Origin of the sequence: Martinezella lusitana (genome assembly GCF_014207095.1) — a bacterium.
GTDB classification, from domain to species: Bacteria; Pseudomonadota; Alphaproteobacteria; order Rhizobiales; family Rhizobiaceae; genus Rhizobium; species Rhizobium lusitanum_B.
This window is the reverse complement of the sequence record NZ_JACHBG010000008.1, coordinates 50,375-70,167: the sequence shown is the minus strand read 5'-3', so window position 1 is coordinate 70,167 and position 19,793 is coordinate 50,375. Positions and strand designations below refer to the sequence as shown.

21 protein-coding genes are annotated in these 19,793 nt (G+C 60.8%); 10 read left to right on the top strand and 11 right to left on the bottom strand.

The genetic code is table 11. The features are described from left to right. Positions 1-2 precede the first annotated feature (2 nt). From GGD46_RS18185 to GGD46_RS18170, 4 genes are all read right to left on the bottom strand, one after another. Positions 3-488, bottom strand: coding sequence for an SRPBCC domain-containing protein (locus GGD46_RS18185; protein ID WP_184706400.1), 486 nt, complete (start codon positions 486-488; stop codon positions 3-5). Beyond that, positions 472-813, bottom strand: coding sequence for an ArsR/SmtB family transcription factor (locus GGD46_RS18180; RefSeq protein WP_184706398.1), 342 nt, complete (start codon positions 811-813; stop codon positions 472-474). The genes GGD46_RS18185 and GGD46_RS18180 overlap by 17 nt, the downstream gene beginning before the upstream one ends. 125 nt (positions 814-938) lie before the next feature. Beyond that, positions 939-1,325: a VOC family protein gene (locus GGD46_RS18175; protein WP_184706396.1), complete on the bottom strand. Its 387-nt coding sequence runs from the start codon at positions 1,323-1,325 to the stop codon at positions 939-941. 13 nt (positions 1,326-1,338) lie between these two features. Beyond that, complete coding sequence (locus tag GGD46_RS18170; protein ID WP_184706394.1) at positions 1,339-2,622, bottom strand: MFS transporter; 1,284 nt, start codon at positions 2,620-2,622, stop codon at positions 1,339-1,341. A 98-nt stretch (positions 2,623-2,720) separates the two neighbouring features. Here GGD46_RS18170 and GGD46_RS18165 point away from each other — a divergent pair, with 98 nt between their 5' ends. After that, positions 2,721-3,596: a LysR family transcriptional regulator gene (locus GGD46_RS18165; protein WP_184706392.1), complete on the top strand. Its 876-nt coding sequence runs from the start codon at positions 2,721-2,723 to the stop codon at positions 3,594-3,596. A 44-nt stretch (positions 3,597-3,640) separates the two neighbouring features. On the opposite strand, the gene GGD46_RS18160 is transcribed toward GGD46_RS18165, so the two are convergent. Beyond that, the gene (locus GGD46_RS18160) at positions 3,641-4,564 is read right to left on the bottom strand and encodes a LysR family transcriptional regulator (RefSeq protein ID WP_184706390.1); all 924 of its coding nucleotides are present in this window, start codon (positions 4,562-4,564) and stop codon (positions 3,641-3,643) included. A 119-nt stretch (positions 4,565-4,683) separates the two neighbouring features. Here GGD46_RS18160 and GGD46_RS18155 point away from each other — a divergent pair, with 119 nt between their 5' ends. Continuing rightward, positions 4,684-5,448, top strand: coding sequence for an SDR family oxidoreductase (locus GGD46_RS18155; protein WP_184706388.1), 765 nt, complete (start codon positions 4,684-4,686; stop codon positions 5,446-5,448). 160 nt (positions 5,449-5,608) lie between these two features. On the opposite strand, the gene GGD46_RS18150 is transcribed toward GGD46_RS18155, so the two are convergent. Beyond that, positions 5,609-6,055 carry an ester cyclase gene (locus GGD46_RS18150; RefSeq protein ID WP_184706698.1) on the bottom strand — a complete coding sequence of 149 codons (447 nt, stop codon included), beginning with the start codon at positions 6,053-6,055 and terminating at the stop codon, positions 5,609-5,611. Between the two features lie 237 nt (positions 6,056-6,292). On the opposite strand from GGD46_RS18150, the gene coaBC reads away from it, so the two are divergent. Further along, complete coding sequence (gene coaBC / locus GGD46_RS18145) at positions 6,293-7,504, top strand: bifunctional phosphopantothenoylcysteine decarboxylase/phosphopantothenate--cysteine ligase CoaBC (protein ID WP_184706386.1); 1,212 nt, start codon at positions 6,293-6,295, stop codon at positions 7,502-7,504. Here the strand turns inward: coaBC and GGD46_RS18140 are convergent. Continuing rightward, entirely contained in the window at positions 7,491-8,306 is an 816-nt protein-coding gene (locus tag GGD46_RS18140) for a class II glutamine amidotransferase (RefSeq protein ID WP_184706384.1), read from the bottom strand. The two genes, coaBC and GGD46_RS18140, sit on opposite strands and share 14 nt — an antisense overlap. Before the next feature lie 549 nt (positions 8,307-8,855). Between GGD46_RS18140 and otsB the strand changes: the two genes are divergently transcribed. Both otsB and otsA read left to right on the top strand, forming a co-directional pair. Beyond that, the gene (gene otsB / locus GGD46_RS18135; RefSeq protein ID WP_184706382.1) at positions 8,856-9,650 is read left to right on the top strand and encodes a trehalose-phosphatase; all 795 of its coding nucleotides are present in this window, start codon (positions 8,856-8,858) and stop codon (positions 9,648-9,650) included. 112 nt (positions 9,651-9,762) lie between these two features. Beyond that, on the top strand, positions 9,763-11,139 hold the full coding sequence (otsA, locus tag GGD46_RS18130) for an alpha,alpha-trehalose-phosphate synthase (UDP-forming) (RefSeq protein ID WP_184706380.1): 1,377 nt from the start codon (positions 9,763-9,765) through the stop codon (positions 11,137-11,139). Here otsA and GGD46_RS18125 read toward each other — a convergent pair. Then, positions 11,117-12,049 (bottom strand): choline sulfate utilization transcriptional regulator, encoded by a 933-nt coding sequence (locus GGD46_RS18125; RefSeq protein WP_184706378.1) that lies wholly within the window; start codon positions 12,047-12,049, stop codon positions 11,117-11,119. The genes otsA and GGD46_RS18125 overlap by 23 nt on opposite strands. 99 nt (positions 12,050-12,148) lie before the next feature. Here GGD46_RS18125 and GGD46_RS18120 point away from each other — a divergent pair, with 99 nt between their 5' ends. The 3 genes from GGD46_RS18120 to GGD46_RS18110 all read left to right on the top strand — a co-directional run bounded on the left by GGD46_RS18120 (position 12,149) and on the right by GGD46_RS18110 (position 14,903). Beyond that, on the top strand, positions 12,149-13,096 hold the full coding sequence (locus tag GGD46_RS18120) for a choline ABC transporter substrate-binding protein (protein ID WP_409527691.1): 948 nt from the start codon (positions 12,149-12,151) through the stop codon (positions 13,094-13,096). 19 nt (positions 13,097-13,115) lie between these two features. After that, entirely contained in the window at positions 13,116-14,630 is a 1,515-nt protein-coding gene (betC, locus tag GGD46_RS18115; RefSeq protein WP_184706376.1) for a choline-sulfatase, read from the top strand. Between the two features lie 63 nt (positions 14,631-14,693). Then, positions 14,694-14,903: a molybdopterin-binding protein gene (locus GGD46_RS18110; RefSeq protein ID WP_184706374.1), complete on the top strand. Its 210-nt coding sequence runs from the start codon at positions 14,694-14,696 to the stop codon at positions 14,901-14,903. A gap of 53 nt (positions 14,904-14,956) precedes the next feature. On the opposite strand, the gene tsaA is transcribed toward GGD46_RS18110, so the two are convergent. After that, on the bottom strand, positions 14,957-15,487 hold the full coding sequence (gene tsaA / locus GGD46_RS18105) for a tRNA (N6-threonylcarbamoyladenosine(37)-N6)-methyltransferase TrmO (protein WP_184706372.1): 531 nt from the start codon (positions 15,485-15,487) through the stop codon (positions 14,957-14,959). Between the two features lie 23 nt (positions 15,488-15,510). Next, on the bottom strand, positions 15,511-16,536 hold the full coding sequence (locus GGD46_RS18100) for an iron ABC transporter substrate-binding protein (protein ID WP_184706370.1): 1,026 nt from the start codon (positions 16,534-16,536) through the stop codon (positions 15,511-15,513). Positions 16,537-16,842: 306 nt separating this feature from the next. Between GGD46_RS18100 and GGD46_RS18095 the strand changes: the two genes are divergently transcribed. Both GGD46_RS18095 and GGD46_RS18090 read left to right on the top strand, forming a co-directional pair. Then, positions 16,843-17,235: a nuclear transport factor 2 family protein gene (locus GGD46_RS18095; protein WP_184706368.1), complete on the top strand. Its 393-nt coding sequence runs from the start codon at positions 16,843-16,845 to the stop codon at positions 17,233-17,235. A gap of 68 nt (positions 17,236-17,303) precedes the next feature. Then, complete coding sequence (locus GGD46_RS18090; RefSeq protein ID WP_184706366.1) at positions 17,304-18,134, top strand: helix-turn-helix domain-containing protein; 831 nt, start codon at positions 17,304-17,306, stop codon at positions 18,132-18,134. A gap of 47 nt (positions 18,135-18,181) precedes the next feature. Here the strand turns inward: GGD46_RS18090 and GGD46_RS18085 are convergent, their stop codons facing one another. Next, positions 18,182-19,765 carry a peptide chain release factor 3 gene (locus GGD46_RS18085; protein ID WP_184706364.1) on the bottom strand — a complete coding sequence of 528 codons (1,584 nt, stop codon included), beginning with the start codon at positions 19,763-19,765 and terminating at the stop codon, positions 18,182-18,184. Between the last annotated feature and the right edge of the window lie 28 nt (positions 19,766-19,793).

The following is a 19,793-nucleotide window of genomic DNA, read 5'->3' as shown; positions in this document are numbered from 1 at the left end:
TCTCATCCTTCCCTTGAGATTGCTTCCGCATAGGCGGCATATTTATCGAGGGCTTGCACCCAACCGCCGGTCTGCAGCTTCAGTTCGGTATCGTCGGGCAGCTCGACCTTGCGGAAAACGAGGTGCGTCTTCTTCTCGCCAAGCTCGTGAAATTCCACGGTGACCTGCATCGGATGCTCGGCCCTGCCCTCCTGGTTTTCCCAGGCGAAGGAAAAGACGAGACGCTCGGGCGCGACGATCTCCAGATAGCGGCCGTGGCTCCAATATTCCTTGCCCTCCGGTGTCAGAATGCAGTGTCGCCAGGCGCCGCCTGCCCGCAGGTCGACGGAAACGGAGGGCGCCGTCATGTTCTGCGGACCCCACCAGCGCATCAGATGCTCCGGCTCCGTCCAAAGGCGAAACAGCAACGCACGTCGCGCTGCAATGTCGCGGGTCAGCACGATCTCGCGCGGCATACGCATGCTGCGATCGTTATTTGCTTGGTTCATCCACCTCTCCTTGTTGCAATAGCGTTGCATAGGCTTCCAGACGATCGAGATTGTCGTTCCAGAACTGCCGGTAACTCTCCAGCCAGTCGTCCACCTGCCGGAGCGGCTTCGGCTCCAGCCGGCAGGGACGCCACTGCGCTTCCCTGCCCTTCGAAATCAACCCGGCCTTCTCCAGCACCTTCAGATGCTTGGAAACGGCGACAAGCGACATGTCGAAAGGTTCGGCCAGTTCGGAGACGGATGCCTCGCCGCTTGCCAACCGCGCCAGGATTGCCCGGCGGGTTGGATCGGCTAGAGCCGAAAGGGTAGCGCTCAATGTGTCCATACGATTCACTAAACCATAAAGTTAATTAACTTATAGGTTTAATATAGGCCGAGTTTTCGGAAGTCAAGCGGCCACATTCGGAGACCGGTCCGCGAGGAAACGCCTGACGATGCGTTTATGTCATCTCAGGAAAGGTTGTTGGACACTTCGATCAGATTGTTGTCCGGATCGCGGAAGTAGACCGAGAGAATGGGGCCGGTGGCGCCGGTGCGGCGAACGGGGCCTTCCGCGATCGCGACGCCCTCTGTCTCGAGATGAGCGACGACGTCATCCAGCGGCGTGTGGCTGATGAAGCAGAGATCGGCAGAACCCGGCGTCGGCCGATCGGCCTTGGGCTCGAACTCATGGCCGGCACGGTGCAGATTGATCTTCTGATTGCCGAAGGTGAGAGCCTTGCGGCCTCCCCCGAAGGTTTCGACACCCATGCCGAGAACGCGGGCGTAGAAATCGCAGCTCGCATCGATGCTCTCCACCGTGAGCACCAGATGATCGAGATGGTCGATGAGGATCATAGCGGCTCCGGTTTCAACGACGCGCCAGTCTGGCGACTGCAAGGGCACTGATAAGACATAGTGCCAGCATGGCGAGGATGAAGGCAACCACGGCATTCCAGCCATCGGCAAGCCAGAAATAGCCGCCAACCGAACCGGCGATGCTGGAGCCCAGATAATAGGCGAGCAGATAGAGCGAGGAGGCATGCCCCTTGAAGCTGCGTGCCAGCCGCCCGACCAGTGCGCTGGCAACGGAATGGGTCACAAAGAAGCCGATCGTCACCAGAACAATGCCGAGAATGATCAGCGGCAGGGAGCTGGAAAGCGTCACCGCTGCACCGAGTGCCGCAATCAGCACGCCAATCGGCAGCACGATGAAATGGCCGATGCGGTCGCCAAGCAAGCCCGCAGCCCAGGAGGCAACGATGCCGAAGAGATAGGCGGTGAAGATCAGGCCTAGCTCGGTCTGGCTGAGGTTATAGGGAGCGGCAACAAGGCGGAAGCCGGCATAGTTATAGACCGTGACGAAGGAGCCCATCACCAGGAAGCCGATGGCAAAGAGTAGAGGCAGAGCCGCATTGCCGAAGTGACCACCCCAGGCCTTCACGTGGAAGGCGGCGTCGAAACCCTTGCGCGGCGTAAAGTTGCGCGACGGCGGCAGCAGATAGAGGAAGCCGACGGCAGCAATCAGGCCGAGAATGCCGACGGTTGCCAGCGCTGGCCGCCAGCTCAGATATTCGGCGATCGTACCCGTCACGACGCGGCCAGCCATACCGCCGAAAGCGTTGCCGGCGATATAGAGACCCATGGCGCCGCCAAGGCCGCGCGGCTCGATCTCTTCAGCGAGATAGGTCATGGCGACTGCCGGTACGCCGCCCAGTAGAAAGCCCTCGAGCGCGCGAACGGCAAGCAGCATATGCCAGCTCGGCGACACCGCGCAGACGATCGTACAGATCGCCGCACCCAGCAGTGAGATGAACATCAGGCTGCGGCGGCCGAGGCTCTCCGAAACGGCAGCCGCACCGAAGATCGCAAAGGCCAGGAAGCCGGTCGAAAGCGACAGAGACAGGGAGCTTGCGGCCGGCGTGACGCCGAAATCCTGAGAGAAGATCGGCATCAGCGGCTGCACGCAATAAAGCAGCGAGAAGGTGGCAAAACCGGAAAGAAACAGAGCGACCGTCGCGCGGCGAAAAGCGGGCGTGCCGCGCGTGAGGAACTGACGGAGCTCGCTTGGCGGTTCGTTTTTGACGAGCGTCAATTCGGGGCGGGGCGGAACTTCGGAGGCAGTGGTTTGCTGCTTGCTTGCGGCGCGGAACATGATGGGCACCCGATCTTTCTTGCCCACAAATCTAGTCAGGTCAGCTCCATTAGTCCAATATATGGAACAGGCGATCTCAATAGCTTTTGGAGATAGCATTGGAGCTGCGTCATATTCGCTATTTCCTGGCCCTTGCGGAAGCCGGGAACTTTACTCGCGCCGCCGCCACTCTCGGCATCGGGCAGCCGCCGCTCAGCCAGCAGATACGGGACTTGGAGAACGAGGTCGGAGCACAACTGTTCCACCGCGTACCCCACGGCGCGGAGCTGACAGCGGCTGGAGAAGCTTTTCTTGCCGAGGCAAAACTGGCCGTTGATGCGGCGGAAAAGGCAAAGCTCGCCGCCCAGCGCGCCAATCGCGGCGAAATCGGCCGTCTTTCGCTCGGCTTCACGGCCTCTTCCGCCTTCAACACCATCGTAACGGCGACCATTCGCGAATTTCGAGGCCACTGGCCCGAAGTGCGGCTGTCACTGACGGAGATGAATAGCAAGGCGCTGATGGAGCGGCTGATGCGCGGCGAGATCGATGCTGCCTTCATTCGTCCCGGCTTGGAAGACCCGCGTGATGTGCGGCTGAAGCGTTTTGCCGACGAGCCGATGCTGATTGCGCTGCCAGCGCATCATCCGTTGGCAAAAAAGGAGCGCGTCCCGATCGGCGCCTTGGCGGGAGAGCCCTTCATTCTCTTCCCGCGCACGGTGGGGCTCAGCCTCTACGACGATATCGTTGCAGCTTGCCGCGAAGCGGGCTTCGATCTTGTGGTGACGCAGGAGGCGCCACAGATCCCCTCCGTCATCAACCTCGTTGCTGCCAATCTCGGCGTTTCCATCGTCCCGGCGTCCGTCGCGCAAATCAGGCTCGACGGTGTCACCTATCGGCCGATCGATGGGCCGCCGGTCGTGGCGCGCTTGGGGCTTGCCAGCCTCAAGGCGCAACGATCACCCGTCATCGCCAACCTCATGAACCTGATTGCCTAGCCGGCAACTATTTGCTTTCCAGCAATTCCCGACGCGAAACCGCTTCATCTTTTTGCTGGAGTTGGTTGCTCCAGCTCCCAATAGGGAGGCTCGCCGAATGCCTTCTTCAGGTGGTCGGCAATCGCGCGGAGCTTTGCCGATGGGTTGCGTCCTTCCGGGTGAGCCATGAAGATGAATTCCGGCTCCGGCCGATAGCCGACATCGATCTCGACGAGCCGACCTTCCCTCACCGAAGGCCCTGCAATGAAGGCCGGCAGCAAGGCGATGCCGAGCCCGGCAAGGGCTGCATCGTGAAGGACATCACCGTTGTTGACACCCAATGCCAGCTTCCCGCGGATGACGACAGCACCATCCAGCCCCTGGAAACGCCAGTCGGCCACGCCGCGATTGGTGTAGAAGATACCGCGATGATCCTCAAGATCGGACAAGGAGGCGGGCTTGCCGTGGCGACTGAGATAATCCGGCGACGCCACAAGAAGACGGCGGCTGCGGGCGAGCTTCCATGCGATGAGGCGCGAGTCGGCAATCAGGCCATGGCGTATGATCGCATCATAGCCATCCGATGCGGCATCGACCCGGCGGTCGTCGAGATCGAGCGTCAACTCAATCTCCGGATGCTCTGCCAAAAACGGATAGAGAGCCGGGCCAAGATGCATGCGGCCGAAGGTGACGGGCGCGGCGATGCGCAGCGGTCCCATCAGCGTGCCGCGCCGCTCGGCGAGATCTGCGGCCGCTTCGCGAACCTCCTGCGCGATGCGCGTCGCACGCTGCAGAAAGGCAGCGCCATCCTCTGTCAGGGTCAGCTTGCGGGTCGTGCGATGAAGAAGGGTTGCCCCCAACGCCTTCTCCATTTCCGAAAGGCGCTCGCTGACCACGGATTTCGACAGGCGCAGGCGTCGCGCCGCCTCGCTGATCGAGCCAGCCTCGGCTACAGTCACGAACGTCACGATCCCGTCGATCTTCAACATCGTTCGGCAATTCCGAATTCGAATTCCATGATCTGCAGACTAATCCGAACGATGAGAAAAGACCATCTTCCTCGTATCGGACAAACCGAAAGACACGTCCTCACACAGGAGATGGAACAATGAACCGCTTGAATGGAAAAGTCGCAATCGTTACCGGCGCCAGTTCCGGCATTGGCCGCGTCACAGCAAAGCTCTTCGCCGCCGAAGGCGCCAAGGTTGTCGTCGGCGCTCGCCGCACATCAGAATTGGAAAGCCTCGCCGCCGAGATCAAAGCCGCCGGCGGCGAAGCAGCCGTACTGGCCGGAGATGTACGCTCGGAAGACTACCACAAGGCACTGGTTGCCCTTGCACTCGAGCGCTACGGCAAGCTCGATGTCGCCTTCAACAATGCCGGTACGCTCGGCGAAGCCGGTCCCAGCACCGGGGTTTCTGAAGCTGGCTTTGCCGATGCGCTGGCAATCAACCTCACCGCATCCTTCCTAGCCGCCAAGCACCAGATAGGCGAAATGATCAAGCACGGCGGCGGCTCCGTGATTTTCACGTCGACCTTTGTCGGCCATACCGTCAGCTTCCCGGGCGTGGCCGCCTATGCCGCCAGCAAATCCGGCCTGATCGGCTTGACGCAGACGCTGGCCGCTGAATTTGGTCCGCAGAATGTGCGCGTCAATGCCATACTGCCGGGCGCTGTTGATACCGACATGTATCGCGAAATGAACGACACGTCCGACAAGCAGGCTTTCATAACCAACCTGCATGCGCTGAAGCGCGTCGCCCGCCCCGAAGAGATTGCGCGCTCGGTTCTCTACCTCGCCTCCGATGACGCAAGCTTCGTTAGTGGCACGGCTTCGCTCATCGACGGCGGCCTCTCGATCACGCGTACCTGATCGCCGCTTTTCAGGGTTCGATTGTCGTTGCCAGCATCGGCGGCTTCGGACCGCGGACGTGATCCCGCACAGCATGAATTGGTTGCGGGGTCATGTCGTTGAACTGCTTTGAACGGATAAGGACGCGTAGCAGAATCTACATCCCTTGCGGCTCGTCCACTTAGAACATCGTATTCTTGTTCTTCGACGTCTCGGGGATCGGCTGTACCGAATCCCAATGTTCCTGGATCTTGTTGTCTTCAAGGCGGAAGATATCGACGATGGCGCTGCCGCGGTCGCCAGGCTGACGAACGGCATGGACGCGCAGGATCACATAATCGCCGTCGACCATCACGCGCTTGATCTCGCTCTTCGACTGCGGAAAGTTCTTCTTCAAATAATCGATGAAACCGCGCAGCCCCTCCGGACCATCGGCCGCCATCGGATTGTGCTGGATGTATTTGCCGAGATACTTCGAAGCGCCATCGAAGTCCTTGTCGTTCAGCGCCTTCTGGTAGAAATCGAGAATGATCTCCTTGTTCTTCAGCTCTTGCGGCGAATAGGCACGCTCGGCAAAGGCCGGCATGGCGGCGGCCATGATTGGCAGGGCGATCATTGCGACTTTCATCAGTTTCAAGGCGAGACTCCTTTGGTCGTTAACCTGTTCAATGTTGTCGAGCCGAGGGACTCCCGCAAATGACAAGTAGTTGATGTCGATGTGATCACCCGGCTTGCCCACACGAAAGCGCCCGCTCGCCCGCGCTGCACGCACAGGGGTATCGATGCCATGAGGGCATGCGGCGATTGCCTATTATCCGCCAAAGGCTTAGGCTTATGTGCAAAAGAACAGGCGACGGGTTCAGGCATGGTTCTCGCAGGAAAGCGCATCCTTCTTATCATCTCCGGCGGTATCGCGGCCTATAAGAGCCTCGACCTCATCCGCCGGCTGCGCGAGCGTGGCGCGAAGGTGCGGCCCATCATGACGTCGGGCGCGCAACAGTTCATCACGCCGCTCGCCGTCGGTGCGCTTGCCGCCGATCATGTCTTCACCGATCTGTTTTCGCGCCAGGACGAGCAGGATGTCGGCCATATCAGGCTGGCGCGCGACTGCGACCTGGTGCTGATCGCGCCGGCAACCGCCGATCTGCTCGCCAAGATGGCAAACGGGCTGGCGGACGATCTTGCCTCGACCATATTGCTTGCCACGGACCGGCCGGTCCTCGCCGCTCCCGCCATGAACCCGAAGATGTGGGCGCATCCGGCGACCAGGCGGAATGTCGAGACGCTGCGTGGAGACGGCATCGCCTTTATCGGGCCGATGACCGGCGAGATGGCGGAAAGCGGAGAAGCCGGCGCCGGCCGGATGGCAGAACCGCTCGATATCGTGGCTGCCGTAGAGATGCGACTGGATAATGGCGCCAAGCCGCTTGCGGGCAAGAAGGTGATCGTCACCTCCGGGCCGACGCATGAGCCGATCGACCCTGTGCGCTACATCGCCAACCGCTCCTCAGGGCGGCAGGGTCATGCCATTGCGGCAGCGCTTGCGGCGCTTGGTGCCGATGTTACCCTCGTCTCCGGCCCGGTGACGATACCCGATCCGGCCGGCCTCAAGGTCGTGCATGTCGAGCGAGCCGACGAGATGCGCGATGCGGTGCTGGCAGCCCTTCCCGCCGATGTCGCCGTGATGGTCGCTGCCGTCGCCGACTGGCGGGTCGCCTCCGCGTCAGATCAGAAGATCAAGAAGCATCCAGGCGAGTCGATCCCGACTTTGGCGCTCACCGAGAACCCGGACATATTGAAAACCGTCGGCCACCACACCCAACGGCCGAAACTCGTCATCGGCTTTGCCGCCGAAACGCAGGATGTCGAGAGCAATGCCCGTGCGAAGCTGGAGCGCAAGGGCGCCGACTTTATCGTCGCCAACGACGTCTCACCGGCAACCGGCATCATGGGAGGCACGCGAAACCGCGTGAAGATCATCAGCCATGCCGGTGTCGAGCAATGGCCAGATCTCGATAAGGATGAGGTGGCGACACGGCTTGCAGCCATGATCGCCGAGAAGATCACGCAGAGATAGCGGCTGGCGTCCGGGCCTCATCGGCGGCGCGCTCTTCCGGCTGGAAGGGGCTGACATGCACGCCGGTATCGTCGATCATGACGGCGCTGCCATCGGGAATTTCACGCCACGCATCGACATCGTCGTTCAGCGGCTCCGACACGAGGCAATTGCCTGACCCGACCGGCGAGGCATAGAGGGTCGGAGCCTTGCGGTCGGTCGCATAGCGGATGGCATAGAGCGACCTGCCATCGGAAAATGCTGATGTGAACCGTACCAGCACCGAGCCTGTCAGATGCAGCGAGAGGCCTTCGACGAAGCCGATGGCTTCGGCCATCGCCGCGATCGGATTGACCGCCATGCCGAACTGCATGGCCAGCAGGAAAAGAAGTTCTGAATCGGTCGTGCCGCTGCGGGCATGGAACAGCCGGTCGTCGAGCATGGCTTCCATCGGCCGGCGCAGGCGATCGAAATTCGAAATCTGGCCATTGTGCTGGAACGACCAGTTCTCGAAGACGAAGGGGTGGCAATTGTCGCGCCGCGTGCCGCCGCCGGTAGCGGCGCGGACATGGGCGAGGAAGAGCGGCGAGCGGATCTGCCGCGCCAGGCTTTTCAGATTGCAATCGGACCAGGCGGGCAGGATATCGCGATAACGGCCTGGCTCCGGCCGGTCACCGTACCAGGCGATGCCGAAACCATCGCCATTGGTCGCCGTCTTAGCGCGCGTGGCGCAATGGGATTGTTCGATCAGGGAGTGGGCAGGCGAAGACACCAGCTCCTCCAGATAGAGGGGGTCTCCACGATAGGCTGCCCAACGACACATGCGTCTCTTACTCCGATTCCCGCTGTCTTCCTGTCCCGCGGGAGAATGGCAAATCTTGGACGATTGTTTATTCGGAATGGGTAATAAAGCCTTAATTTTCCATGCCGTACGGCGCAAGATGACAGATATTTGACGCTTCGTCCGATCACGTTTGTCATCGACATGTTTTCTTCGTGAACCCCGCCGCCACCGAGTTTTGCTCGAGATTTCGCGCGGCCGGACATTTCAAAACGATAATAAGTTTGAAGTTCTCTGGGACGGTGCCTCTTGCATCAGCCGGAATTTGAGCTACCTTTCACTGGTCTGAAACGTAACGAAAGGAAGGTGATCCAATGTCTAGTGGGATTTCGGTCTTGGTATACGGCATGGAAATGGTCGTGAACGTTGCGAGGCAGCCCTCGCTCTGATCAACACCTTCCCGAAGCGGTCTTCGCTTCAGGCCAGTTACGGGCCAAAGCTCATGGGGGGTCGCTTAAGGCGGCCCCTTTTGATTTTCAGCTTTTCGTTTTTTGCCTTGTCAAATGGTAAGAGCGCCTTAGCTAACCCTGCATGTCTTCTCAGGAACAGCCCAACGAGGGCGAAGCCGAACCGAGGCCGCTGAAAGAGCCGGCTCTTACCGCACTCTCATTGTATCCGCAGGATTGGGCCTTGTTCCTCGATATCGACGGAACCTTGCTCGACCTTGCCGAAACGCCGGAAGCGATCGTCGTTCCGGACTATCTGCCCGGTATACTCCATACGCTCTCGCGCCAGCTTGGCGGCGCACTGGCACTGGTAACGGGCCGCGCCATCGAATTTGTCGATCCTCTCTTCGCTCCCTTCCGCTTCCCCGTTGCCGGTCTTCACGGCGCGGAACGGCGCGATGCCGCCGGAAGGTTGCGGCGCGCGCATATTCCGCCCGCCTTCCAGGAAATGAAGCAAGTCATCCAGCGGGAGGCTCTGGCTTGGCCCGGCGCCATTGTCGAGGACAAGGGAGCGGCTGTCGCGGTTCATTTCCGGCACGCGCCCGCAAGCGAGGTCGAGATCGGCGAAGCCATGCAGTTCCATCTGGAGGAAGCCGGCCCCGACTGGAATCTTCAACACGGCAAGAAGGTGATCGAGATCTGCCCCGCTCATGCGAGCAAAGGGCATGCCATCGAGGCATTTCTGACCGAAGCGCCTTTCGAAGGACGACGGCCGATCACCATCGGCGATGACGTGACCGACGAGACGATGTTTGCCGCGGCAAACCGTCTCGGCGGCCAGTCCGTGCGCATTGGTGAGGCCAATGGAAAAACGCTGGCCCGTGCATCCATTGGCTCGCCGGCGCGTTTAAGAGAAGTGCTGGAAACTCTCGTCAAGTAATCCGTCGACCCCTTCGACACCCTCCAGCCTTTAGTTTTGCCGCAACTGCGAACGGAAAACGGCTGCGCGCTTTTCCCGGAGTTGCTTTGGTCTTCTCGAAAGGAAGAATTCGTTGAGTCGTCTTGTCATCGTTTCCAATCGTGTTTCCGTGCCCGATCACAAGGGCGCAGCCGCCGCCGGCGGTCTGGCGGTGGCGCTGCAGGCTGCGCTTGCCGAGCGCGGCGGCATCTGGATGGGCTGGTCCGGACAATCGAGCGGCGACGTCGAGCCGGAGCCGCTGCAAATGACGCAGGATGGCAATATCACCTATGCCCTGACGGATCTGACGCAAAAGGATGTCGAAGAATATTATCAGGGCTTTGCCAACCGCGTGCTCTGGCCGATCTGCCATTACCGGCTCGATCTTGCGGAATATGCCCGCAAGGAAATGACCGGCTATTTCCGGGTCAACCGCTTCTTTGCCCATCGGTTGGCGCCGTTCATCGAGCCGGACGACATCATCTGGGTCCATGACTATCATCTCATTCCGCTTGCGGCTGAGCTGCGGCAGATGGGCCTGAAGAACCGCATCGGTTTCTTCCTGCATATTCCCTGGCCGCCGGCCGACGTCGTACTGGCCATGCCGGTGCATGAGGAGATCATGCGCGGCCTTTCCTCTTACGACCTGCTTGGCTTTCAGACGGCCTACGACCTTGAAAATTTCGCGGGCTGCCTGAAACGCGAAGGCATGGGCATCGAGAAGAGCCCCGGCCATTTCAGCGCGCATGGCCATGATTTTCGCGGCGGCGCCTATTCGATCGGTATCGAAACGGCAGGCTTTGCCGCCTTCGCCCGCAAGGCCGCTTCGCACAGCATGGTGCAGAAGGTACGGAAGAGCATCGAAGGGCGCGACCTCATCCTCGGCGTCGACCGGCTCGATTATTCGAAGGGCATCACGCAGCGCATCGACGCCTTCGAACGCTTCATCACCAACAATCCGGCGCACCAGCGCAGCATCACCTATCTGCAGATCACCCCGAAGTCGCGCTCCGAAGTGCCGGAATACGAGGCAATGCAGCATGCCGTTGCCGAACAGGCCGGCCGGGTGAATGGCGCGATCGGCACGGTCGACTGGGTGCCCATCCGCTACATCAACCGCTCGATCAGTCGCCCGATCCTGGCCGGCCTCTACCGGCTCGCGAAGGTAGGCCTGGTGACGCCGTTGCGCGACGGCATGAACCTCGTCGCCAAGGAATACGTTGCCGCTCAAGATCCGGAAGATCCCGGCGTGCTGGTGTTATCGCGCTTTGCGGGTGCTGCGCGCGAGCTCAAGGGCGCCTTGCTGGTCAATCCTTACGACGTCGACGGCACAGCCAATGCGCTGGCGCGTGCCGTCAACATGCCACTGCAGGAGCGGCAGGAACGCTGGCGCGGCATGATGGATCACCTTTTGGAGAACGACGTATCGCATTGGTGCGAGACGTTTCTCAACGACCTGATGGCGGAATAGATGAGCTTTGCTCGGCGGCGGCTTCCGCCAGCAGCCACTCTGCCAAACGCTCGGCATGCGGGCTTGGCGCGGCTGAAGGCAACAGCCAGTAGCCGCGCGCCGGCGCCTCCAGCATCGGACCGGCAGTGACCAAAGTGCGCGCCGCGAGCAACGTATCGACGAGACCCATCCAGCCGATCGCCACCCCCTGCTCGCTGAGAGCGGCCTGCACCACCAGCGAATAGGTATTGAAACGCAGGTCGCCTTGGCCGGCATAGGTGTCCCGGACGATACCGAAGGAGGAGAGATAGCTTTCCCAATCAAACCAGGGCGACGGCGTTTCGGAATCGAGATGGACCAGCGTGGCGCGCGCCAGCTGCGCGGGATCGGTAAAGGGGCCTTGACGCTCCGCAAAACCCCTGGTGCAGATGGGTACGACTTTCTCAGGCAGGAGCAGCGTAGCAGCCGGGCCGAACTCATCGCGCGTGCCGAAAAAGACGGCAATATCGCCACTTTCCGGAGCGCCGCGATCAAGCCGCTGCGTGGCGACGATCTGGATATCCACCTCCGGATGGAGAATCCTGAAGGCATGCATGCGGGGTATCAGCCAGAGAGCGGAAAAGGCGTAGTCGGTGCGCAAGCGGACGGACGGTCGCTCCGCCTCGACGCGGAAGCTGCGCACCAGACCATCGACGCCACCGACTGCTTTCTCGACGATCTCGAACAGGCGCTGGCCCTCCGGCGAAAGCTCGACACCGCGATGCTGGCGCCGAAACAGGGCGACGCCCATCTGCTCTTCGATGCGGCGGATCTGATAGCTAACGGCGGGCTGCGTCAGGCCAAGCGCGGAGGCCGCGGCAGAGAGACTGCCCGATCGCCCCACTTCCATGAATATCCGCAGCCAGCCAAGATCGACCAAACGTTCTGCCATAAAATTTCCTTTTGGCATCCATCGAAAAATGCCTGCTTCACAGCAGGAACTCTAGTGATGTTCAATAAAATAATCCAATAACAAGAGGGAGCTTTAGTCATGCGCGTGTCTGCAATGGGTCGGTTGACCGCCGGCGCTCTTCTTTCCGTCCTCTCCTTCGCCGGCATTGCCCGGGCCGATGACGATAGCTGCAAGACGATCCATCTCTCGGACCCGGGCTGGACCGACATCACCTCGACTAACGGCGTAACCGGCGTATTGCTGACCGCACTCGGCTACGAGCCCGACATCAAGACGCTTTCCGTGCAGATCGGCTATCAGGCGATGAAGACGGGCAAGATCGACGTCTTTCTCGGCAACTGGATGCCGGCACAAAAGGCTTTCGTTGACGATCTCAACAAGGCGAAGGCCGCCGAAGTGTTGAACCGCAATCTCCAGGGCGCGAAGTTCACTCTGGCAGTGCCGACCTATGCTGCCGACAAGGGCATCAAGGACTTCACAGATCTGCAGAAGCATGGCGACGATTTCGGCCACAAGATCTATGGCATCGAGCCGGGTGCGCCTGCCAACACCAATATCCAGAAGATGATTGACGCCAACGACTTCGGCCTGAAAGGCTGGGAGTTGGTGGAATCGAGCGAGCAGGCGATGCTGTCGCAGGTGGAACGCGCCTCAAAGGACAAGCAGGCGATCGTCTTCCTCGCCTGGGCGCCGCATCCCATGAACGAACGCTTCAAGATCGCCTATCTCTCCGGCGGCGATGCGTATTTCGGCGCGAACTATGGCGGCGCCGAGGTCTACACGTTGGCACGCACCGGCTGGGCCACCCAATGCCCGAATGCTGCCAAGCTCTTCCATAATCTGACCTTCGACATCGGCATGGAGAATTCGCTGATGGGGTCGATCCTCGGCGGTGAGAGCGCCAAGGATGCAGCGACCGCCTGGCTGAAGGCACATCCGGACGCCTTGACGCCCTGGCTTGCCGGCGTCACCACTATTGACGGCAAACCCGGCCTCGATGCCGTCAAAGCCGCCATCGGCCTCTGATCTCAAGGAACAGACTCGCATGTCCCGTCCGAATATCCTCATCCTCATGGTCGATCAGTTCAACGGGACATTCTTTCCCGACGGCCCGGCCGAGTTCCTGCATGCGCCGGTACTGAAAGCCCTGGCGAAACGTTCGGTGCGCTTTGCCAACAGCTATACGGCAAGCCCGCTCTGCGCACCGGCGCGGGCTTCCTTCATGTCCGGGCAGCTGCCGAGCCGAACGCGCGTCTATGACAATGCGGCCGAGTTCTGCTCGGACATTCCGACTTTTGCCCATCACCTGCGCGCCGCCGGCTACCAGACGGCGCTATCGGGCAAGATGCACTTCGTCGGCCCGGACCAGATGCACGGCTTCGAGGAGCGCCTGACGACGGACATCTATCCCGCCGATTTCGGCTGGACGCCTGATTATACCAAGCCCGGCGAGCGCATCGACTGGTGGTATCACAATCTCGGCTCAGTGACCGGGGCCGGCGTTGCCGAGATCACCAACCAGATGGAATATGACGACGAGGTCGCCTATCACGCCACCCGCAAACTCTACGACCTCTCACGCCGCCAAGACGATCGGCCCTGGTGCCTGACGGTCAGTTTCACGCACCCGCACGACCCTTACGTCGCGCGCCGCCGCTTCTGGGACCTCTATGAGGATTGCCCCGCGCTCGACCCGGAAGTGGGCGAAATCCCCTTTGATGAGCAGGATCCGCACTCGCAGCGGCTGATGAAAGCCTGCGATCACACCGCCTTTGACATCGCACCTGAGCAGATCCGCCGGGCGCGGCGCGGCTATTTCGCCAATATCTCCTATGTCGACGAGAAGATCGGCGAGATCCTGGAAACGCTCGAGCGCGGTCGCATGGCCGACAACACGATCATCCTTTTCGTCTCCGACCACGGCGACATGCTCGGCGAGCGCGGCCTCTGGTTCAAGATGAACTTCTTTGAAGGCTCCGCCCGCGTGCCGCTGATGATCGCAGCCCCCGGCTGGCAGCCGAAGCGGATCGACCAGCCGGTTTCGACGCTCGACGTGACGCCGACGCTGGCAGCCCTTGCCGGCATCGACATCGCATCTCTGCGCCGCTGGACCGATGGCGAGGACTTGACGCCGCTCGCTCTTAACACCGGAAGCCGCAGCGCCGTGCCGATGGAATATGCGGCGGAGGGCTCGGAAGCGCCGCTCGTGGGTCTGCGCGACGGCCGCTACAAGCTGATCCTTTGCGAGAAGGATCCGCCGATGCTTTTCGACATCGACGCGGATCCGAAGGAACTGACCAACCTCGCTCACGATCCAGCCCATGCCGAAACGCTGAAGCACCTGACGGTACAGGCCATGGAACGCTGGAACCTTGAGAGCTTCGACGCCGCCGTGCGCGAAAGCCAGGCACGGCGATGGGTCGTCTACGCCGCCCTGCGCAACGGCGCTTACTATCCGTGGGACTATCAGCCGCTGCAGAAGGCATCGGAGCGCTACATGCGCAACCACATGGACCTCAACGTGCTGGAGGAAAACCAGCGCTATCCGCGAGGCGAATAGGATTTCGGTGGCCCGTCGCCGGGGAGGACGGTATTGTCGCGCCGACAACAAGGGAGACTATCCATGAAGATCAGCGCGAGAAACCGCCTCAGGGGCAAGGTCGTCGAAGTCACCAAGGGCGCGACGACGGCGCATGTCCGCATCGATATCGGCAACGGTTCCATCGTCACCTCCTCGATCACCAATGAGGCGGTTGACGAACTCGGCCTGACGGTGGGCTCTTCCGCCTATGCCGTCATCAAGGCATCCGACGTCATGGTCGCCGTCGACTGAAACAGTTCCAGGAAAACTGCCAGGCGGTTTCCGCCCGGAACTGCGTGAACAGTCTAGGTATCCCGCTTCTGGCAATAATGCGCCGTCTCGCCGTCGCCGGTCTGGAAATCTCCGGGCTGCGGCGGCGCGATCGGTTTGAACAGGGTGCGGTCCGGCTTCAGATCGAGCAGCGGCGTGCCATCCAGACAATCGAGGCCGCGCACCAAAAGCACCGCACCCTCGACGGCTTCCAGCTTGACGATGGATGTGCCGATGGGATTCGGCCGCACCGGCGAGCGCAGCGAGAAGGTGCCGTGTACCTTGCCGCTGTTGGCCGGGCTCTGCAGCACGAGATCCCGCCGGGATCGATCCAGCCAATAAAGAACTTCCAGCCGCTCAAAGGCTTCGACGCCCTGCAACGCCGCCACCCAAGGTTCGAAAATCTCGATCCGGCAGAGCGGGCCGTCATGCCGGCCCTGGCGCGGCGTTTCCATGCGCGATGTCCAGGGCGTCGAGATACGTCCGATAAAGGTAAGACCGGCATCGCACGCTGCGGGCGGTTCGACGGCTACTTCGTTTTTGCGAATTTCGTTTTCACGGACCATCAATGCCTCCCTGACCCCGGCGGTTACTTCACGCCCTTCAGTAGCGCCACCACCTGATCATCAGTCAGGTCGACCTGATAGAAGAGTTTGTAGAATTCCTTCACGTCGCCTGCGAAGTCGCTGCGGAAGAGCTTTGGATAGAGCAGTTTCTCCAGCCAACGTACACCGATGAGCCGGTTGACGCCGGGCGGTGAATCGAACCAGCCGAAGGGCAAGAACGGCGGCACGAAGATCTTGCCGTCCTTGACGGCTTTGATCGCAGCCCATTGCGGATCGCTTTTCACCAAGGCTGCGAAATTCGCATCGTCGGCTATGATGATGTCGGGATTCCAGCCGACGACCTGCTGCGGCGTCACCTTGGTCAGGCCGCCCTTGCCGGCAGCCGCAGCGACGTTCATGGTGCCGACGGCATCGAGGATCTCGAGATTGATCGAGCCCGAGAGCCCCGTTTCCAGGCCGTCGGCGCCACGACCGTAATAGACGCGTGGGCGCGGGTCGTTCGGCAGCGTCGCCAGCTTGTCGTTCAAATCCTTGATTTCGGAATCGGCATAATCAGCCAGCTTGTTGGCGCGGTCTTCGACGCCGATCAGGGCGCCGACATCGCGAAGCGTATCGGCTGTGCGGGCAAAGCTGCCGTCGATGAGGACATAGGGAACGCCGATCTCGGCCTGCACCTTGTCGGCCAGCGCCTTGTAGGTGGGATCGACCGTACCGGCATCGAGGATGATATCCGGCTTGGCATCCGTGACGGCTTGCGCGCTGATCGTACCGCCTTTGCCGGTCAGCCGCCCGATGGTCGGCAGCGCCCGCACCGACGGCATCAAATAGGCCTTCGCGGCCTCGTCGGGCGCATGAACCCAACCCGCTAATTTTTCCGGCGCCAACACGTAGACAAGCACTGCTGCCGGAGGCCCGGCGGCGACGATACGGTTGATTTTGTCCGGCACCGACACCGTGCGTCCGGCCGCATCGGTGATGATTCGTGCTTCGGCTGCGACCGGCATCAGGCCGGCGAAGGCCAGAGCAAGAACCGCAAGAAATCTCATCATGAAAGCTGCCCGTTCTGATCTAGGAGATCCTCCGGGGCGGCACTATGGCATAGCGCCATATCGGATGGAACATCGCCAAGGCACTATTCCAAAATGAAACACATACGAGCCGATCACGGCGGCTTGAGGCCCGATCGGCGAGGCCTTCATGACATTGTATGTAATTGAGAGCAATACTCGTCCCGAGGTATTGAACGACCATCTTCTTGCAGGAAGAGCTATTTCAGCCCTTCAACAAAAGAGCCCTAGCCCGGTGTGACGTTGATGGCCACGACATCATTCCGGCAGAGGTCTCAGGAAAAACCCATGACGACGATGACGTTCACGAAAAGAGAAGCTCCCCGATGGCTGCTGGCCTTCTGGCGGGAAATCGACGACAAGACCTTTGGTGAAGGCTTCAATTGCCTTGCGGAAGACGCCACATGCAACCTCGGCATCGCCGACTGGAAGGGGCGAGAAGCCATACGCCGGAACCTGCGCGCCTTCATCGACACAGGCTTCACGGCATTGCATGATGTCACCGAATATTGGGACGCCGGATCGCTGAAAGTGTTCCGCGGGACCGTGACAATGACGCCCGATGGCCGCACTCAGGCGGTCGTCAAACCGGTGATGACGCACTTTTTCTACATGGACGAGACCGATCCCACGACAGTGCGCCATTGGTACGGTGCAGTCGGGCCGGTTGCCTTCTCATAAAACCATTGCTGGCGGGGCTGCCGAATACGGCCCTGCCAGATCAAACGAAGGAAGTGAGGCTTTGCAGGATGAGTTCTCTTCGCGGCAAACTGAGATTGCCAAACCAACTCGGCCTGCAGCTGCGCGCCTGGCGCAGCACACGCGGCAAGAGCCAGCTTGAACTTTCCCTCGACACCGGCATTTCGCAGCGGCAGATCAGCTTCATCGAAAGCGGCAGGAGCACGCCCGGCCGCCAGAATGTTTTACGTCTCGCCGATGCATTGGACGTGCCACTTCGCGAGCGCAACACCCTGCTGCTCGCCGCCGGTTATGCGCCGATCTATTCCGAAGGAGGCTTCGACGATCAGGAAATGCGAGGAGTCGCCAATGCGCTGAAACGCATGCTTCGCCAACACGAGCCCTTTCCGGCCATCGTCATGGACCGCTATTGGAATGTCCTGATGAGCAATGACGCGACGCTGCGCTTCTTCGGCCAGTTCATCGATATGGCCGCCCGCCCGAAACCGCGGAATCTCCTGCATCTCATGTTCGATCCCTCGGGCATGCGGCCCTTCATTGCGGACTGGGAGAAGACGGCCGAAAGCCTCTTGAGACGCGTTTTCCGAGAGTCTGTCGGGCGCGTGATCGATGCGCGAACGAAGGAGCTTATCGACAGACTACTTGCCTATCCCGATGTGAATGCCGAATGGAGGACATCGCCCGCGATCGAGAATGCGCCGCTGATCCCCTTGTCCTTCGTGAAGGACGGGCATGTCCTGAAATTTTTCTCGCTGGTCACGACGGTCGGAACGCCGCAGATGATCACGACCCAAGAGCTGCGGGTCGAATGCATGTTTCCGCTGGACGATGCCACCGAGGCTCGCTACGCAGAGCTGATGAACGCAGCATCCGCACAGTAACACCTTGAGCCACAGGCTGGCCGCCTGTGGCTGTCATGCCTCCGATATCAAGCCGCCTTGACGGCGTGATATTCCTTGATGGCGACCATCTTGATAGCCGGATAACGTTCAGCCTCATAGCGCAACGAGAAGCCGTCCTGGGCGAGGAAAACCGGGTCACCATCGAGGTCGCGGGCAATATCGCCACGACGTGCGGTGACGAACTTTTCGAGGTCGGCCGTTTGATCGGCAGAGATCCAGCGGCAAACGGAAAAGCGCGACATTTCGAAGGAAACCGGCAGGCCATATTCGGCCATCAGCCGCTCCTTCAGCACGTCGAGCTGCAGGGCACCGACCACGCCGACGATGGCGGGAGAGCCGTCCTCCGGCGAGAAGAGCTGTACGACGCCCTCTTCAGCCATCTGCTGCAGGGCTTCCTTGAGCTTCTTTGCCTTCATCGCGTCTTCAAGGCGGACGCGGCGAAGGATTTCCGGCGAGAAGTTCGGCACGCCCTGGAAAACCAGGGATTCACCTTCCGTCAGCGTATCGCCGATGCGCAGCGTTCCGTGGTTCGGAATGCCGACGACATCGCCGGCATAGGCGGTATCGGCGAGCTGGCGCTGCGAGGCGAAGAAGAATTGCGGCGCGGTGAGACCAAGCTGCTTGCCGGTGCGTGACAGCCGCGCCTTCATGCCGCGCTCCAGCTTGCCGGAGCAGATACGCGCAAAGGCGATCCGGTCGCGGTGGTTCGGGTCCATGTTGGCCTGGATCTTGAAGACGAAGGCCGTCATCTTGTCGTCGGTGGCGTGCACGGTCCTAATATCGGCGACCTGGTCACGCGGCGGCGGCGCGAATGCGCCGAGCGCATTGATCAGATCGCGAACGCCGAAATTGCGCAGCGCCGAGCCAAAGAAGACCGGCGTCATGTGGCCTTCGAGGAAAGATTCCCGGTCGAACGGGCGGCAAGCTTCGATCGCCAGCTCCGTCTCGTCGATGAAGGCCTGACGCTCGTTTTCCGGCAGCCTGTCGGCTACGGCCTGCGGCCCATTGACCTTGGTCGCTTCGACTTCGGTATCGGAACCGCGCACGGTATTGTCGGCAATGTGATAAGAGCCGCAGAAAGTCTTGGAGCGGCCAATCGGCCAGGTAATCGGCGCCGTATCCAGCGCCAGCTTCTCTTCGACTTCATCTAGGATTTCGAAGGGATCGCGGCTTTCGCGGTCCATCTTGTTGATGAAGGTGATGATCGGGATGTCGCGCATGCGGCAGACTTCGAAGAGCTTCAGCGTCCGCGGCTCGATACCCTTGGCAGCGTCGATGACCATGACAGCGGCATCGACGGCGGTCAGCGTGCGGTAGGTGTCGTCGGCGAAGTCTTCGTGGCCGGGCGTGTCGAGAATATTGAAGACGTTGCCTTCATATTCGAAGGTCATGACGGAGGTCACGACCGAGATGCCGCGTTCGCGCTCGATCTTCATCCAGTCGGAGCGCGTCTGCATGCGATCCTTCTTCGCCTTGACTTCGCCGGCAAGCTGAATGGCGCCGCCGAACAGCAGCAGCTTTTCGGTGAGCGTCGTCTTGCCCGCATCCGGGTGAGCGATAATAGCAAATGTGCGGCGGCGGGAGACCGCCTCGGCGAGACTTTCGGCCATGCGTGTAAATCCTGTGAATTGCGGCCGT

What these genes read in the sequence shown, in the direction of transcription:
- GGD46_RS18155 (WP_184706388.1), top strand. Translation starts at nt 4,684, where the DNA reads ATGAACCGCTTGAATGGAAAAGTCGCAATCGTTACCGGCGCCAGTTCC.
- GGD46_RS18160 (WP_184706390.1), bottom strand. Translation starts at nt 4,564, where the DNA reads ATGTTGAAGATCGACGGGATCGTGACGTTCGTGACTGTAGCCGAGGCT.
- otsB (WP_184706382.1), top strand. Translation starts at nt 8,856, where the DNA reads ATGTCTTCTCAGGAACAGCCCAACGAGGGCGAAGCCGAACCGAGGCCG.
- betC (WP_184706376.1), top strand. Translation starts at nt 13,116, where the DNA reads ATGTCCCGTCCGAATATCCTCATCCTCATGGTCGATCAGTTCAACGGG.
- GGD46_RS18085 (WP_184706364.1), bottom strand. Translation starts at nt 19,765, where the DNA reads ATGGCCGAAAGTCTCGCCGAGGCGGTCTCCCGCCGCCGCACATTTGCT.
- GGD46_RS18125 (WP_184706378.1), bottom strand. Translation starts at nt 12,049, where the DNA reads ATGGCAGAACGTTTGGTCGATCTTGGCTGGCTGCGGATATTCATGGAA.
- GGD46_RS18140 (WP_184706384.1), bottom strand. Translation starts at nt 8,306, where the DNA reads ATGTGTCGTTGGGCAGCCTATCGTGGAGACCCCCTCTATCTGGAGGAG.
- tsaA (WP_184706372.1), bottom strand. Translation starts at nt 15,487, where the DNA reads ATGGTCCGTGAAAACGAAATTCGCAAAAACGAAGTAGCCGTCGAACCG.
- coaBC (WP_184706386.1), top strand. Translation starts at nt 6,293, where the DNA reads ATGGTTCTCGCAGGAAAGCGCATCCTTCTTATCATCTCCGGCGGTATC.
- GGD46_RS18090 (WP_184706366.1), top strand. Translation starts at nt 17,304, where the DNA reads ATGAGTTCTCTTCGCGGCAAACTGAGATTGCCAAACCAACTCGGCCTG.
- GGD46_RS18185 (WP_184706400.1), bottom strand. Translation starts at nt 488, where the DNA reads ATGAACCAAGCAAATAACGATCGCAGCATGCGTATGCCGCGCGAGATC.
- GGD46_RS18170 (WP_184706394.1), bottom strand. Translation starts at nt 2,622, where the DNA reads ATGTTCCGCGCCGCAAGCAAGCAGCAAACCACTGCCTCCGAAGTTCCG.
- GGD46_RS18100 (WP_184706370.1), bottom strand. Translation starts at nt 16,536, where the DNA reads ATGATGAGATTTCTTGCGGTTCTTGCTCTGGCCTTCGCCGGCCTGATG.
- GGD46_RS18110 (WP_184706374.1), top strand. Translation starts at nt 14,694, where the DNA reads ATGAAGATCAGCGCGAGAAACCGCCTCAGGGGCAAGGTCGTCGAAGTC.
- GGD46_RS18095 (WP_184706368.1), top strand. Translation starts at nt 16,843, where the DNA reads ATGACGACGATGACGTTCACGAAAAGAGAAGCTCCCCGATGGCTGCTG.
- GGD46_RS18175 (WP_184706396.1), bottom strand. Translation starts at nt 1,325, where the DNA reads ATGATCCTCATCGACCATCTCGATCATCTGGTGCTCACGGTGGAGAGC.
- GGD46_RS18150 (WP_184706698.1), bottom strand. Translation starts at nt 6,055, where the DNA reads ATGAAAGTCGCAATGATCGCCCTGCCAATCATGGCCGCCGCCATGCCG.
- GGD46_RS18180 (WP_184706398.1), bottom strand. Translation starts at nt 813, where the DNA reads ATGGACACATTGAGCGCTACCCTTTCGGCTCTAGCCGATCCAACCCGC.
- GGD46_RS18120 (WP_409527691.1), top strand. Translation starts at nt 12,149, where the DNA reads ATGCGCGTGTCTGCAATGGGTCGGTTGACCGCCGGCGCTCTTCTTTCC.